At 73.8% G+C, this 13528-nt stretch carries 10 protein-coding genes; 4 read left to right on the top strand and 6 right to left on the bottom strand.

Annotated elements, in window-relative coordinates:
* Positions 1-57: 57 nt before the first annotated feature.
* From ACWGDE_RS01370 to ACWGDE_RS01355, 4 genes are all read right to left on the bottom strand, one after another.
* Entirely contained in the window at positions 58-2451 is a 2394-nt protein-coding gene (locus ACWGDE_RS01370; protein ID WP_453386889.1) for a polysaccharide lyase 8 family protein, read from the bottom strand.
* A 122-nt stretch (positions 2452-2573) separates the two neighbouring features.
* Positions 2574-3413, bottom strand: a complete 840-nt coding sequence (locus tag ACWGDE_RS01365) for a sugar phosphate isomerase/epimerase family protein (RefSeq protein WP_453386888.1) — start codon at positions 3411-3413, stop codon at positions 2574-2576.
* Entirely contained in the window at positions 3410-4567 is a 1158-nt protein-coding gene (locus tag ACWGDE_RS01360) for a dihydrodipicolinate synthase family protein (protein ID WP_453386887.1), read from the bottom strand. Before ACWGDE_RS01360 ends, ACWGDE_RS01365 begins: the two co-directional genes overlap by 4 nt.
* On the bottom strand, positions 4564-5688 hold the full coding sequence (locus ACWGDE_RS01355) for a Gfo/Idh/MocA family protein (protein WP_453387002.1): 1125 nt from the start codon (positions 5686-5688) through the stop codon (positions 4564-4566). Before ACWGDE_RS01355 ends, ACWGDE_RS01360 begins: the two co-directional genes overlap by 4 nt.
* Positions 5689-5929: 241 nt before the next feature.
* Here ACWGDE_RS01355 and ACWGDE_RS01350 point away from each other — a divergent pair, with 241 nt between their 5' ends.
* Both ACWGDE_RS01350 and ACWGDE_RS01345 read left to right on the top strand, forming a co-directional pair.
* Positions 5930-7036 (top strand): LacI family DNA-binding transcriptional regulator, encoded by a 1107-nt coding sequence (locus ACWGDE_RS01350; protein ID WP_453386886.1) that lies wholly within the window; start codon positions 5930-5932, stop codon positions 7034-7036.
* The gene (locus tag ACWGDE_RS01345; protein WP_453386885.1) at positions 7033-7866 is read left to right on the top strand and encodes a sugar phosphate isomerase/epimerase family protein; all 834 of its coding nucleotides are present in this window, start codon (positions 7033-7035) and stop codon (positions 7864-7866) included. The genes ACWGDE_RS01350 and ACWGDE_RS01345 overlap by 4 nt, the downstream gene beginning before the upstream one ends.
* On the opposite strand, the gene ACWGDE_RS01340 is transcribed toward ACWGDE_RS01345, so the two are convergent.
* The gene (locus ACWGDE_RS01340; RefSeq protein WP_453386884.1) at positions 7827-8819 is read right to left on the bottom strand and encodes a hydroxyacid dehydrogenase; all 993 of its coding nucleotides are present in this window, start codon (positions 8817-8819) and stop codon (positions 7827-7829) included. The two genes, ACWGDE_RS01345 and ACWGDE_RS01340, sit on opposite strands and share 40 nt — an antisense overlap.
* A 281-nt stretch (positions 8820-9100) precedes the next feature.
* Positions 9101-10231, bottom strand: a complete 1131-nt coding sequence (locus ACWGDE_RS01335) for a substrate-binding domain-containing protein (RefSeq protein ID WP_453386883.1) — start codon at positions 10229-10231, stop codon at positions 9101-9103.
* Between the two features lie 193 nt (positions 10232-10424).
* On the opposite strand from ACWGDE_RS01335, the gene ACWGDE_RS01330 reads away from it, so the two are divergent.
* Complete coding sequence (locus ACWGDE_RS01330) at positions 10425-12215, top strand: glycoside hydrolase family 35 protein (RefSeq protein ID WP_453386882.1); 1791 nt, start codon at positions 10425-10427, stop codon at positions 12213-12215.
* Positions 12216-12374: 159 nt separating this feature from the next.
* Positions 12375-13319: an aldo/keto reductase gene (locus ACWGDE_RS01325; RefSeq protein ID WP_453386881.1), complete on the top strand. Its 945-nt coding sequence runs from the start codon at positions 12375-12377 to the stop codon at positions 13317-13319.
* The last annotated feature ends 209 nt before the right edge of the window (positions 13320-13528 follow it).

Below are 13528 nucleotides of genomic sequence, written 5' to 3'. Positions count from 1 at the left end.
CACCCCGGAGCCCATCGCGGGTCCCCGCCCGAGCCCGCCCGAGATCGTCGCCGGGGGTCACCCCAGCCGCACCACCACCTCCTGGCCGGCCCCCTCCCGTGCGGTGAGGCTGCCGAAGCCGAGCTGGAGCCGGTCTCCCGTGGCCGCCGAGACCACGCTGCCCGGCTGCGAGAGCACCTGGGCGACGGGCCGGTTCCAGACCAGGTTCAGCGCCGTCAGCGTGCGCGTCGGATCGGAGACGCACACCACCGCCGTACCGTCGCCCCGCTCCCGGAGCGTCACCGAACACGGCGCGCTCGCCTGCACCGCGCCGACCGTCGCGGCCTGCCAGAAGTTGATCCCGGTGAAGCCGAGCGAGGTGACCGCCACCCCCTGGGCGGTGGCACTGTTGGCGAGGACCGTGAGCCATCCCGTGGCGGCCGCCCGCGCCGAGGTCTGGGCGGCCGTGGCGCCCGGCATCATCTGGTAGACGTAGCCGCCGCCGACGGGATCGGTCCCGTGGTCGTACCAGAGGGTCGGATAGCGCCGGGTCAATGACGTGCCGGACGCGCTCCGGTTGATGTCGCTCCACTTGCCGGTGCGGGCCTCCCGCAGCGCCTTGAAGGTGCCCGGACCCGACATCACGTACCCGCCGAAGCCCGCCACGTGCGCCCAGCCGGGAGCGGGGAAGGAGCCGGTCCAGCCCAGCGTGGCCGGCTGGACCGTCCCGCCGACGGTCAACGCATGGGTGCCGGCCGCGCCCAGGTTCCGGTTGTCGATGACCGAGTCGACCGCCGTGCCGTCGGTGGCGGTGATCCCCGCGCCCAGGCAGACGACCGTGTCGGCCAGGAAGAACCAGGACTTGCGGGCCGTGAGCGTGCTCCCCAGCCCTTTCAGGTGCTGGCCCACCGACGCGAACTCCCCGTCGGTCGTGCCGCCCACCCAGGTGGCGTCCGGCCGCGAAGCGCCCCAGTCGCCGCCCGCGCCGTCGGCCAGGGCCTTGCGCGAGACCGTGGTCCCCGGCAGCCGGTAGGGGTTCACCGTGGGCCAGAAGGCGTCCGAGTACTGGCCGTTGCCGAAGGCGGAACCCCACCAGCAGAGCATGCCGCTCCCGGTGTGCCAGCCCCGCAGGTTCTCGCCGTTGCCCGTCTCGTAGTGGGTGATCCGCTTCGAGGCCATCGACAGCGAGGCCGCCCAGCCCGGCCGCCGGTGCGTGGCCCGGTCCATGGAGGGGAACAGCCGGTGCCCCACCGGCTCTGCCGTGGCCGTGACCGAGGCGTCCGCCGACACCTCCGCGAGCCGGGCCAGGGCGGACAGCGTCTGGGTCGTGTCCGAGAGCGGGGCGCTGTAGTAGTCCCGAGCCGCCCAGCCCTTCACCAGCCCCCGCCAACGGGCCCGCTCCGCACTGCCGGCGCCCTCGCCGAGCAGCAGGATCGCGGCGAGTACGGAGTGCCCGCGCGTGTGGTCGTCCATCTGTACCTGGAGCGGGTCCGCCACCTGGACGCCCCGGCTGGGCGCCCGCCCCGAGACCGCGTCCATGATCAACCCGTTGAAGAGGAACGGCGCCCACGCGTGCTCGACCGCGTCGAAGACCGTCTGCGCCCCGGGATCCACGACCTCCCACGGCGTGCCCTTCAACAGCCCGAACAGCATGCCCAGTCCGCCGAGCATGACCGACCCGTACGAGCCTGTGTACGCGACCCAGGAATGCTGGATGAAGGAACCGTCCCGGTAGAGCCCGTCGCCGGTGGTGACGTACGGGAAGACCGGCGAGAGCGCGTCCCGGGCCAGGGCGATCTTCGCGTCGTCCCCGCCGACGATCCCGCGCAGCGCGAGCACCCGGCACAGGTCCACACGGTTCGCCCCGGTACTGGTGCCGGTGTAGGCAGCGACGACCGAGTCCGGCACGAAGTGGTCCACGGCGGCGCAGTAGTCGGCGATCCGGGCGGCGGACAACCGGTCGTACAGGAGGACGCAGATGTCGAGCAGGGCCTGCGGGGCTCCGATCTGCCAGCACCACCAGTTTCCGTACCGCGTCCGGGAGGCGTTGTAGACCTGCGCGTGCATGTGGTCCAGCCCGGTCAGCAGCGACGTCAGCAGCCCGGCGTCCCCGGTGAGTCCGGTACCCGGCCGGACGTAGGCCTCAGCCATGCTCCGCAGCCGGTAGTAGCTCTGGGCCATCCACTCGGGGTCGGTGGTGAAGACCTGGTCGGGCCAGAGCGAACCGGTGGCCGGGGCCATCGAGGACCGCCACTGGCCGGCCTGCGCGCCCAGCGCCGCCAGCCGGCTCCGGAACGGCTCCGCGTCGGGGGAGAACCGGGCCCCCAGGACGAGGCCCTGCCACACCGCGCGCATGGCGTCGTGGACCGGGGTCACCGTCCCGGCGACCGCCGGGAAGGCCGGTGTGCCGAGCAGCACCACACCTCCTCCCACGGCCGCGAGGAAGGCACGACGGTTCCACACTTCTGTCATGGCGGTCTCCTTTGACCTTCGACCGGAACGCTTCCGGTCCCCGTGATTCCCCGCGTCCCCCGCATCCCCCGTGTCCCCTGCCCCACGCATCTCCCGCGCCCCCGCGCCCCGCGACCACCGCCTCAGTCGACGTGTTCGCGGTAGCGGTCGATCACCTCCCGCAGCACCTCTCCGCCGTCCCGGGCCCAGAGCCCCGGATGGAAGATCTCCACCTCCACCGGACCCCGGTACCCGACGGAGTCGGTCAGCTCCCGGAAGGCCCGCAGGTCGATCGAGCCGTCGCCCAGCTGCCCCCTGCCGAGCAGTACCCCCTCGGGGAGCGGGGTCACCCAGTCGGCGACCTGGACGGACACGATCCGCCCGTCTTCGCCCGCGCGCCGCAGTTCGGCCGGGAGCCGCTCGTCCCACCACAGGTGGTAGGAGTCGGCCACCACCCCCACCCGCTCCGCGGGGAACTGCTCGGCGATGTCCAGGGCCTGACCGAGCGTGGAGACCACGCAGCGGTCCGACGCGTACATCGGATGCAGCGGTTCGATCCCCAGCCGCACCCCGAACCCGGCGGCGTACGGGGCGAGCTCGCCCAGGATGTCCACGATCCGCCGCCGGGCCCCCGCCAGATCGCGGTCCCCCTCCGGCAGCCCGCCCGAGACCAGGACCAGCGCGTCGGCCCCCAGTTCGGCGGCCTCCTCCACGGCCCTGCGGTTGTCCTCCAGGGCGGCGGCGCGACCGGCCGGGTCGGCGGCGGTGAAGAAGCCGCCCCGGCACAGGGAGCTGACCCGCAGCCCCGCTCCCGCGACCAGTTTCGCGGCCTCCCGGACTCCGAACCGCCGTACCGGATCCCGCCACAGCCCGACCGCGCCCACCCCTGCCGCCGTGCACCCGGCGACCAGTTCGGGCAGCGACCACTGGCGGATCGTCTCCTGGTTCAGGCTGAACCGGCCCGGAGCCGGCGCCCGGTTCACGAGGCCACCCCGTGCAGCGAGAGCAGCTGCCGCATGCGGGCCTCGGCGAGCTCCGGATCCGGGAACAGGCCCAGATCGTCGGCCATCTCGTACGCGCTCGCCAGATGGGGGAGCGTGCGGGCCGAATGCAGCCCGCCGAGCATCGCGAAATGCTCCTGGTACCCGGCCAGCCAGGCCAGCAGGACCACCCCCGTCTTGTAGTAGCGGGTGGGCGGGGCGAACAGGTGCCGGGACAGGGCCACCGTCGGGTCCAGCAGCTCCCGGAACCCGGCCGGATCGCCCTGGTCGAGGGCGAGCGCCGCGCGGGCCGCGATCGGGGCGATCGGATCGAAGATCCCCAGCAGGGCGTCGCTCGAGAGCTCCCCGTCCCCGGCGATCAGCTCCGGATAGTGGTAGTCGTCGCCCGTGTAGCACCGCACCCCCGCGGGCAGCCGGCGGCGGATGTCCACCTCACGCCCGGCGTTGAGCAGCGAGACCTTGATCCCGTCCACCTTCTCCGGACACTCCGAGACGATCTTCAGGAAGACGTCCGTGGCATCGTCCAGGTCCTGGTGCCCCCAGTACCCCTCCAGTGCCGGATCGAACATCGGCCCCAGCCAGTGCAGGACGACCGGCCGGGCGCTCTGGCGCAACAGCCCCGCGTACACCTCCAGATAGTCCTCGGGACCGCGAGCCGCCGAGGCCAGGGCCCGCGAGGCCATGAGCACGGCCCCCGCCCCGCACGCCTCGACGTGCGCCAACTGCTCCTCGTACGCGGCGGTGACGGCGGCCAGGGAGTGCACCGTGTCAGGCGCCAGCTGGTCGGTGCCCGCGCCGCACACGATGCGGCCGCCGACCGACCGGGCCTCGGCGGCCGACCGGCGGATCAGCTCCGCCGCGCGCGGCCAGTCCAGTCCCATCCCGCGCTGCGCGGTGTCCATGGCCTCGGCGACCCCGAGGCCCTGGGCCCACAGCCGGTGCCGGAAGGCCAGCGTGGATTCCCAGTCGATCACCGGCTCCGCGTCGGCCGAGGCGAAGAGCGGATCGGCGACCACGTGCGCGGCCGAGTAGAAGGTGCGGCTGTGGGCCGGGCCGTGGCTCAGCGGAGCCAGCGGGGCGATGGTCGGCGAGTGCAGGCGGAACCCGCCGTCCACCGACGGAAGACGGATGCTCACAGCGTCACCTCCGGCACCGCGAGCCGCCGCCCCTCGGCGCTGGAGCGCAGGCCGAGGTCGGCGAGCTGCACCCCGCGGGCCCCGGCCAGCAGGTCCCACTGCCAGGGTTCGTCCAGTACGACGTGGCGCAGGAACAGCTCCCACTGGGCCTTGAAGCCGTTGTCGGCGGGGGAGTTGTCCGGGACCTCCTGCCACTGGTCGCGGAACCGCTCGGTCAGCGGCAGGTCCGGATTCCACACCGGCTTCGGCGTCGTGGCGCGGTGCTGGACGCGGCAGCCGCGCAGTCCGGCGACTGCCGAGCCGTGCGTCCCGTCGACCTGGAACTCCACCAGCTCGTCCCGGTTGACCCGGACCGCCCAGGAGGAGTTGATCTGCGCGACCGCGCCGCCCTCCAGCTCGAAGATCCCGTACGCCGCGTCGTCCGCCGTGGCCTCGTACGGTTTGTCCTCCTCGTCCCAGCGGCGGCCGATGTGGGTGCGCGTCAGCGCCTGCACGGTGCGGACCCGGCCGAAGAGCTCGTGCAGCAGGTACTCCCAGTGCGGGAACATGTCGGCGACGATGCCGCCGCCGTCCTGCACGCGGTAGTTCCACGACGGCCGCTGGGCGGGCTGCCAGTCGCCCTCGAAGACCCAGTACCCGAACTCCCCGCGTACGGAGAGGATCTCGCCGAAGAAGCCGCCGTCGATGAGCCGCTTGAGCTTCAGCAGGCCCGGCAGGAACAGCTTGTCCTGCACCACCCCGTGCTTGACGCCGGCCGCGTCGGCCAGCCGGGCGAGTTCGAGGGAGGCGGCGAAGGTCAGGGCGGTGGGCTTCTCGCAGTACACGTGCTTGCCGGCCGCTATGGCCCGGCGCACGGCCGCCTCCCGGGCGCTGGTGACCTGGGCGTCGAAGTAGACCTCGACCTCGGGATCGGCCAGGACCTCGTCGAGGTCCGTGCTGACGTGCTCCAGTCCGTGCCGCTCGGCGATGGCCCGCAGGGCCGCCTCGCGGCGCCCCACCAGCACCGGCTCCGGCCACAGCACCGTGCCGTCACCGAGGTCGAGCCCGCCCTGCTCGCGCAGTGCGAGCAGGGAGCGGACCAGGTGCTGGCGGTATCCCATCCGCCCGGTGACGCCGTTCATGGCGATCTTGATCGTCCTGCGCTGCACGGTGTCCCCCTCCTTCGTCTTGTGCGGTGTCGCTTGTGCGGAGTTGCAGGGAAAGCAGGATAGAAAGCGCTTTCACTGCGATCAGGCTAGGGCCGCACAACACGGCGGGGCAAGACTCTTACGGGTGATAGAAAGCGCTTTCTCCATTGAGGACTATGAAGATCCACTCGCCGGATGAGACGATGAGCCGGGGACGATCGGAAGGAGGGGTCTGATGGCGGTCACACTCGCCGAAGTGGCGGTGCGGGCAGGGGTTTCGCCCGCGACGGTCTCGCGCGTGCTGAACGGCGGATACCCGGTGGCCGGCGCCACCCGGACGCGCGTGGAACAAGCGGTCGAGGACCTCGGCTACATCGCCAACGGCCCCGCGCGGGCCCTCGCCGCGGCCACCTCCGACCTCGTCGGCGTCCTCGTCCACGACGTGGCCGACAGCTTCTTCGGAATCCTCGCCGGCGCCCTCCAGGGAGCCCTGGCGCCCGGCGGCGGGGGCGGCGCCCGCAGGCTCGCCGTCGTCTGCAACACCGAAGGGGCCCCGGCCGCGGAGCTCGCCTACCTCGCCCTCCTGGAGGGCCAGCGGGCCGGCGGGGTCGTCCTGACCGGCGGGGCCGTCGAGGAGCACGAGCACACCCGGGCCCTCGCCGCCCGCCTCGCGCGGATCGCGGCCACCGGAGCCCCCGTGGTGCTGTGCGGCCGCCCCCCGCTGCCCATGCCCGCCGGACTCCCCGTCGCCGCCGTCATGTTCGACGACCGCGCCGGCGCCTTCCGGCTCGCCGAGCACCTGCTCGCGCTCGGCCACCGCCGCATCGCCTACGTCGCAGGCCCGCCCGGACTGAGCACCACCCGGGAGCGGCTCGCCGGGCACCAGGACGCCCTGCGTCACCACGACCCCGCACTGCCCGAGCGCTGCGCCGCCCTCACCGTGCACGCCGGGTTCGAGCGCTCCGCGGGATACGACGCCGCCCGCGAACTGCTGCGCCGCGGTGTCCCCTTCACCGCCGTCGCCGCGGCCAACGACACCGTCGCCACCGGGGTGGCCGCCGCCCTGCGCGAAGCCGGCCTGCGGATACCCGAGGACGTCTCCGTCGCGGGCTTCGACGACCTGCCCGTCTGCGTGGACACCGCGCCCCCGCTCACCACCGTCCGAGTGCCGCTGCGCGAGGCCGGGGTGCTCGCCGCCCAGCTCGTCACCGGCCGCCGGGCCATGCCCCCGGGCGGCATCACCATGCTGCCGACCGAACTGATGGTGCGAGGATCCACCGCGCCCCCGCCCACCGAGCCCCCGCCCGCCGCACCGCCGCCCGCCGCCGGGAGCCGCCCGTGAAGTACGCCTTCTCCACCCTCGGCCTGCCCGGCACCGCGCTGGAGCGGAGCGCGGCCCTCGCGGCCGCCCACGGCTACGACGGCCTCGAACTGCGCGCCCACCCCGAGGAGCCGCTGCACCCCGGCAGCCCGGCCGCCGACCGCGCGGCGGGCCTGCGGACCCTGACCGCCGCCGGTGTCACCGCCCTCGGAGTCGCGGGGTACGCCAAGGTGGCAGCCCCCGGCCACGACGAACCGGTGCTCGAGGAGATCCGGGCCCTGGTCCGGCTCGCCGCCGACCTCGAAGCCCCGTACGTACGGGTCTTCCCCGGAGGCGGCGACCTGCCCCCGGAGGAGGCCGACGGCCACGCGGTCCGCCGGCTCCTGGCCGCCGCCCCCTTCGCCGAACGGCACGGGGTGCGGATCCTGTTGGAGACCCACGACTCGCACCGCACCGCGACCGCGACGGCCCGGGTCCTCGACCGGGTCGCGCATCCGGGCGCCGGGGCGCTGTGGGACGTACTGCACACCTGGCTCGGGGGCGAGACGCCGGCCGAATCGAGCCGGGCCCTGGCCCCGCACCTGGGCTACACCCAGGTCAAGGACGTACGGTCCGCGCAGGAGCTGACCCCGCTCGGGCTCGGCGGCGGCGCGCTGCCGCTCGCCGAGGCGGTGGCCCTCGTACCCCCGGGCGGCTGGCTGTGCTGGGAGTACGAGAAGCGCTGGTATCCCGCCGCCGCCGAGCTGCCCGGACAGCTCGCCCGGGGCCGGGAGCACCTGGAGGCTCTGGTGGCCGCGGTGCCCGGGGAGGGTCAGGCCGAGTGGGCGAGCCGGTCCCGGTCGACGGGGTAGCGGAAGCCGAGGCCCAGGGCGTAGCGCTCCAACTCCTCGACGGCCGTGCCCGCCAGCCGGTCGAGCTCCCCGCCCAGCGAACCCGCCACATGCGGGGTGAGCAGCACGTTCGGCAGGTTGTACAGCGGGGAGACGGCGGGCAGCACCTCCGGCTCGGTGTGGTCCAGAACGGCGTGCAGCCGCCCCGAGAGCAGTTCCTCGGTCAGTGCCCTGGTGTCGACGAGCGAGCCGCGCGCGGTGTTGATCAGGGTGGCGCCGTCGGGCATCAGCGCCAGCCGGGAGGCGTTCAGTAGGTGGCGGGTCTGCGGCAGCTCGGGGGCGTGCAGGCTCACGACGTCGCTGTGCCGCAGGAGTTCGTCGAGCGGGACGGGCTCGGCGCCCAGGGCCGTGAGCTCGGCCGGGTCGGCGTACGGATCGTGCACGAGCACACGGAAGTCGAAGGGCCGCAGCAGTTCCAGCACCCGCCGCCCGATGAGCGAGGCTCCGACCAGGCCTACCGTGCGGCGGTAGTTGCCGACGGAGGGGTAGCGGCGCAGCAGGTCGAGGGGGGCGCGGGCCGCGCGGTAGGCGTGGGCGGACTCCAGGACCCGCTTGTTGGAGAAGAGGACGGCGGCGAGCGTGAACTCCGCGACCGGCAGGGCGTTCGCGGCGGCCGCACTGGAGACCATCAGTCCGCGCTCCCAGCAGGCCTCGGTGACATGGTGCTTGACGGTGCCCGCCGCGTGCACCACGGCACGGAGCGCCGGCATCAGTGCCAGCGCCTCCGCGTCCAGGGGAGGGCAGCCCCATCCGGTCACCAGTACCTCGGCCGTGGCCAGCCGGTGCCGCAGGGCCTCCTCGACATAGGCGAACGCGAAGTCGGTGACGAGCACTTCGGGATCCACGTCGGCCACCCGGACCAGCTCCGGCAGGATCCGGCCGCCGATGACGGCGGCCCGGGCGTCGGGGCTCATGGCGAGGACGGTGGCGGGCCGGCGCGCGGGAGCGGAGGAAGGGCCGAACGGACGGGCGGACGAGGCCGCGGGCCCGGGGGAAGACGCGGGCCACGGGGAGGACGAGGAGGCGGGATGGGTCACGTGACGGCTCCTGCGGTGAGATCCGAACGGCACGTGCGTGAGGGGGCCGCGCGGCCGGCCGTTCGTGAGAGCCCCATCCTTTTGTGCGACGACCACGAGGTCAAGGCCGAGCGCGCGGTTCGATCGAAACAATCGGTCCGGGCGGGCCGACCGGCCCCTTACGGGCGAACGGTCAGCCGGGGCAGCAACTCCAGGTGCTGCCGCGCCGCCCCCTCCGCGTTCCCCGCCACCCGGTCCAGCAGCAGTCCGGCCGCCCGCGCCCCCACCTCGCGCTTGGCCGGCGCCACCGCCGTCAGCGGTACGTCGGCCAGCCCGGCCACCTCGTCGTCGTACGTGATCACCGCCAGGTCCTCCGGCACCCGCACCCCCCGGGCCTGGAGCCGCGGGATCAGCATGATCGCGTCCGTGTCGCTGTGGATCAGGGCGGCGGTCACCCCGCCCTCCGTCACGGCCGCGCACAGGTAGTCCAGCGTCCGCGCGAAGGCCTCGGCCTCCGCGAACACCTTCGCCTCCCCGGAGGCCTCCGCGCCGGGGTACGGCCCCGGTCCGGAGTCCGAGCGCGGCCACGGCGGCGCCGGCTCCAGGCCCAGCGCGGCCACGGCCGCCTCGAACCCGGCCCGCAGCCGGGCCGAGGTGGGCGTCTCCCGGCTGGCGAGCGCGATCCGGCGGTGCCCCAGCCCCGCCAGGTGCTGCACCGCCCGCGCCGCGCCGTGCGCGTGGTCGGAGGCCACCCGGTCGAGCGACGCGGCCGGATGTCCGGGCGGGGCCCACCGTTCCACCAGGACCGTCGGCACGGGGAGTTCCGCCGTCCACGCACCCTCGCCGGGGCCGGGCGACCCGGTGTCCCAGTTCGGGGTCAGCAGCAGTCCGTGGGCACCGGTGGACAGCAGCCGGTCCGCCTGGGTCCGGTCCTCGCCGGGCAGGTACCGGGTCAGTCCCACGGTGAGGCGGGCGCCCCGCGCTTCGGCCACCTCGCGGGCTCCCCGGACGACGTCGGCGTAGTAGTACTCGGTGGTGGGCACCACCATCCCGATCACCAGCCCGCCGCCGGCACCGCTGCCGCCGGAACCGGTCGCCGCGGTGTCCGGGGCGGCCGAGCCCGGCTGCGGCCGGCTGATCACCCCGTGCATCCGCTGGATCTCGCCCCGTGCCGCCATCGCCTCGATGTCCCGCCGCAGGGTCACGGGGGAGATGCCGAGCTCCCGGGCCAGGTCCGCCACGCGCACGCTGCCCCGGGCCTGGACGAGTGCGCGTACCCGTGCCCGGCGCTGGTCTACATGCGGTCTCAAGGGTCCCCCTGCGGTCTGTCGGGTGCGGTGCGGGCGGTGCGTCAGGTGTGCTCGGAGCCATCATAGAGAGCCGAAACGATCGATTCGATCGATTCCGATCAACCGGTCATTGACGGCGCGGACCGCGCGTTCATATATTCGGCCACGTCCCGCACCTCACGGCAGCATCTCGACCTCTCCCGGGAGTCAGCGCATGCTCACGCACGACCAGGACGGCTTCCGGCGCGCAGACCGCCCCCACCGCATCGTTTCGGGGGCCCTGCACTACTTCCGGGTCCACCCCGACCTGTGGGAGGACCGCCTCACCCGGCTGCGGGCCATGGGCGCCAACACCGTGGACACCTACGTCCCCTGGAACTTCCACGAGACCGCCCCGGGCAAGGCCGACTTCACCGGCCCGCGCGACCTCGGCCGCTTCCTGCGCATCGCCCAGGACCTCGGCCTCGACGTCATCGTCCGCCCCGGCCCGTACATCTGCGCCGAATGGGACTTCGGCGGACTGCCCGCCCGCCTCCTCGCCGTCGACGGCCTGCGCCTGCGCTGCTCCGACCCCCGGTTCGAGGCCGAGGTGGACGGCTGGTTCGACCTGGTCGTCCCCGAACTGCTGCCCCACCTCGCGAGCCGCGGCGGCCCCGTCGTCGCCGTCCAGATCGAGAACGAGTACGGCTCGTACGGCAACGACGTCGCCTACCGCGCCCACGTGGAGCGAGGCCTCCTCGAACGCGGCGTCGACTGCCTGCTGTTCACCGCGGACGGCCCCGAGGACGCCATGCTGCAGGGCGGCATGGTCCCGGGCCGGCTCGCCACCGCCACCTTCGGCGCCAAGCCGGCCGAGCGCCTCGCCTCCCTGCGCCGCTACCAGCGGACCGGCCCGCTCACCGCGATGGAGTTCTGGATCGGCTGGTTCGACCACTGGGGCGAGGAGCACCACGTACGCCCCGTCGAGGACGCGGCCCAGTCGCTCGACGAACTCCTCGCCACCGGAGCCTCCGTCAACCTCTACATGGCCCACGGCGGCACCAACTTCGGCTTCTGGGCCGGCGCCAATCACACCGGCTCCCGCCCCGGAGACCCCGGCTACCAGCCCACCGTCACCAGCTACGACTACGACGCCCCCATCGGCGAGGCCGGCGAACTGACTCCGAAGTTCCACGCGTTCCGCGAGGTCATCGGCAAGTACGTGCCGCTGCCCGACGGCCCGCTGCCCGAACCGCTGCCCCGGATGACCCCGGCGCTCGCCGTCCGCGAGGGCGCGGCCCCGCTCCTCACGCACCTGGACCTCCTCGCGGGCGCGCCCGTCCTGCGCCCCGCTCCCGAATCCATGGAGCGCCTCGGCCAGGACCACGGCCTGATCCACTACCGCACCACCATCACCGGCCCCCGCCCCGTCATGCCGGTCAAGATCGACGGCCTCGGCGACCGCGCGTACGTCTTCGCCGACGGCGTGCCGCTCGGCATCCTGGACCGCAACGCCCCCGACGAGGGGCTCGACCTGCCCGTGGGCGAGGCCGGGGTCGTCCTCGACGTCCTCGTCCGGGCCCAGGGCCGGGTCAACTACGGGCCGCTGCTCGACGACCACAAGGGCATCTCGCGCGCCGTGCGCCACGGCCACCAGCACCTCTTCGAGTGGGAGATACGGCCCCTGCCGCTCGCGGACCTCGCCGGACTGGGATGGTCCGAGGACGTTCCCGAGCCCGGCAAGCCCGCCTTCCACCGCTTCACCCACACCCTCGCCGAGGCGCCGGCCGACGGGTTCGTCGACCTCTCCGACTGGGGCACCGGCCTGATCTGGCTGAACGGCTTCCTCCTGGGCCACTACGACACCCCGCGCGGGCCGCAGCGCACGCTGTACGCGCCCGCCCCGCTCTGGCGGGACGGACCCAACGAGCTCGTCGTACTGGAACTGGAGCACCCCGGCACCGGACTGCCCCTGCGGGACCGGCCCGACCTCGGACGCCCCACGGTCGTCGACATCGACTACTGACACGGAGCCGCACTCGGGTTGTCCACAGGCACGTCCCCGGTCCGGACGCGCGGCCTAGACTGGCTGCCAGTTGATCACGTGGGGTGATCACGCCGGTTGGTCCCGCGGTGGGTCCCGCGGTCGGTCACGGCGCCGGACGAGTGCGGAGGAACGAACCACATGCGCTATCTCCCCCTGGGCAGTTCAGGTCTTCAGGTGTCCGCGATCGGGCTCGGCTGCAACAACTTCGGCGGCCGGCTCGACGCCCGCGCCACCCGGGCCGTCGTCGACGCCGCGCTCGACGCGGGCATCACCCTCCTGGACACCGCGGACATCTACGGCGGCGGCGGTTCCGAGGTCCACCTCGGCGAGGCCCTCAAGGGCCGCCGCGACCGCGTCGTCCTCGCCACCAAGTTCGGCTACGACGGCGTGGACATGGGGTACGGACCCGCCGCCGGCTCGCGCGGCGGCCGCGCCTACGTCCGGCGCGCCGTAGAGGAGTCCCTGCGCCGCCTGCAGACCGACCACATCGACCTCTACCAACTGCACAGCCCCGACCCGTCCGTACCCATCGCCGAGACCCTCGCCGCGCTCACCGAACTCGTCACCGAGGGCAAGGTCCGTTACATAGGGCACTCCAACCTCAGCGGATGGCAGCTCGCCGAAGCCGCCCACGTGGCCCGCGAAACCGGCGCGGCACCCTTCGTATCGGCCCAGAACGAATGGTCGCTGCTCCAGCGGTCCGCCGAGCACGAGCTCGTCCCGGCCGCCCTCCACTACGGAGTCGGGGTCCTGCCGTACTTCCCGCTGGCCAACGGCCTGCTGACCGGCAAGATCCGGCGCGGCGCCCCCGTACCCGCAGGCTCCCGCCTCGAAGGCCGCGACGCGTACCTCACCGAGGAGCGCCTCGACATCGTGGAGGCCCTGGCCGCGCTCGCCGACAAGCACGGCCGCACGGTCCTGGAACTCGCCGTCGGCTGGCTCTCCGCCCAGCCCGGCTGCGCCTCCGTCATCGCCGGCGCCACCTCCGCCGAGCAGGTCCGGGCCAACGCTGCCGTCGCCGACCGGCCGCTGGACGAGGCCCTGCTCGCCGAGGTCGACGCCGTCGCGGGGGCCGCCCTGTGACGGACCTCCTGCGCTGCGCGGTCCTCGACGACTACCAGTCGGCCGCCGCCACCTCGGCCGACTGGTCCCCGGTCGAGGGCCGGGTCGGGGGGGTGGCGGTAAACCACCACCGCCACGGAGCGGGCCCACACGCCCCCCCCCGACCCCACTTAGCCCAAGTCCACACCCAGCGCGAACGGGTGCCGGTGCCCCCGACCCCGCTCGGGCGG

This window comes from Streptomyces sp. NPDC054956 (assembly GCF_053609185.1).
This window is presented reverse-complemented; position numbering and strand designations above follow the sequence as displayed.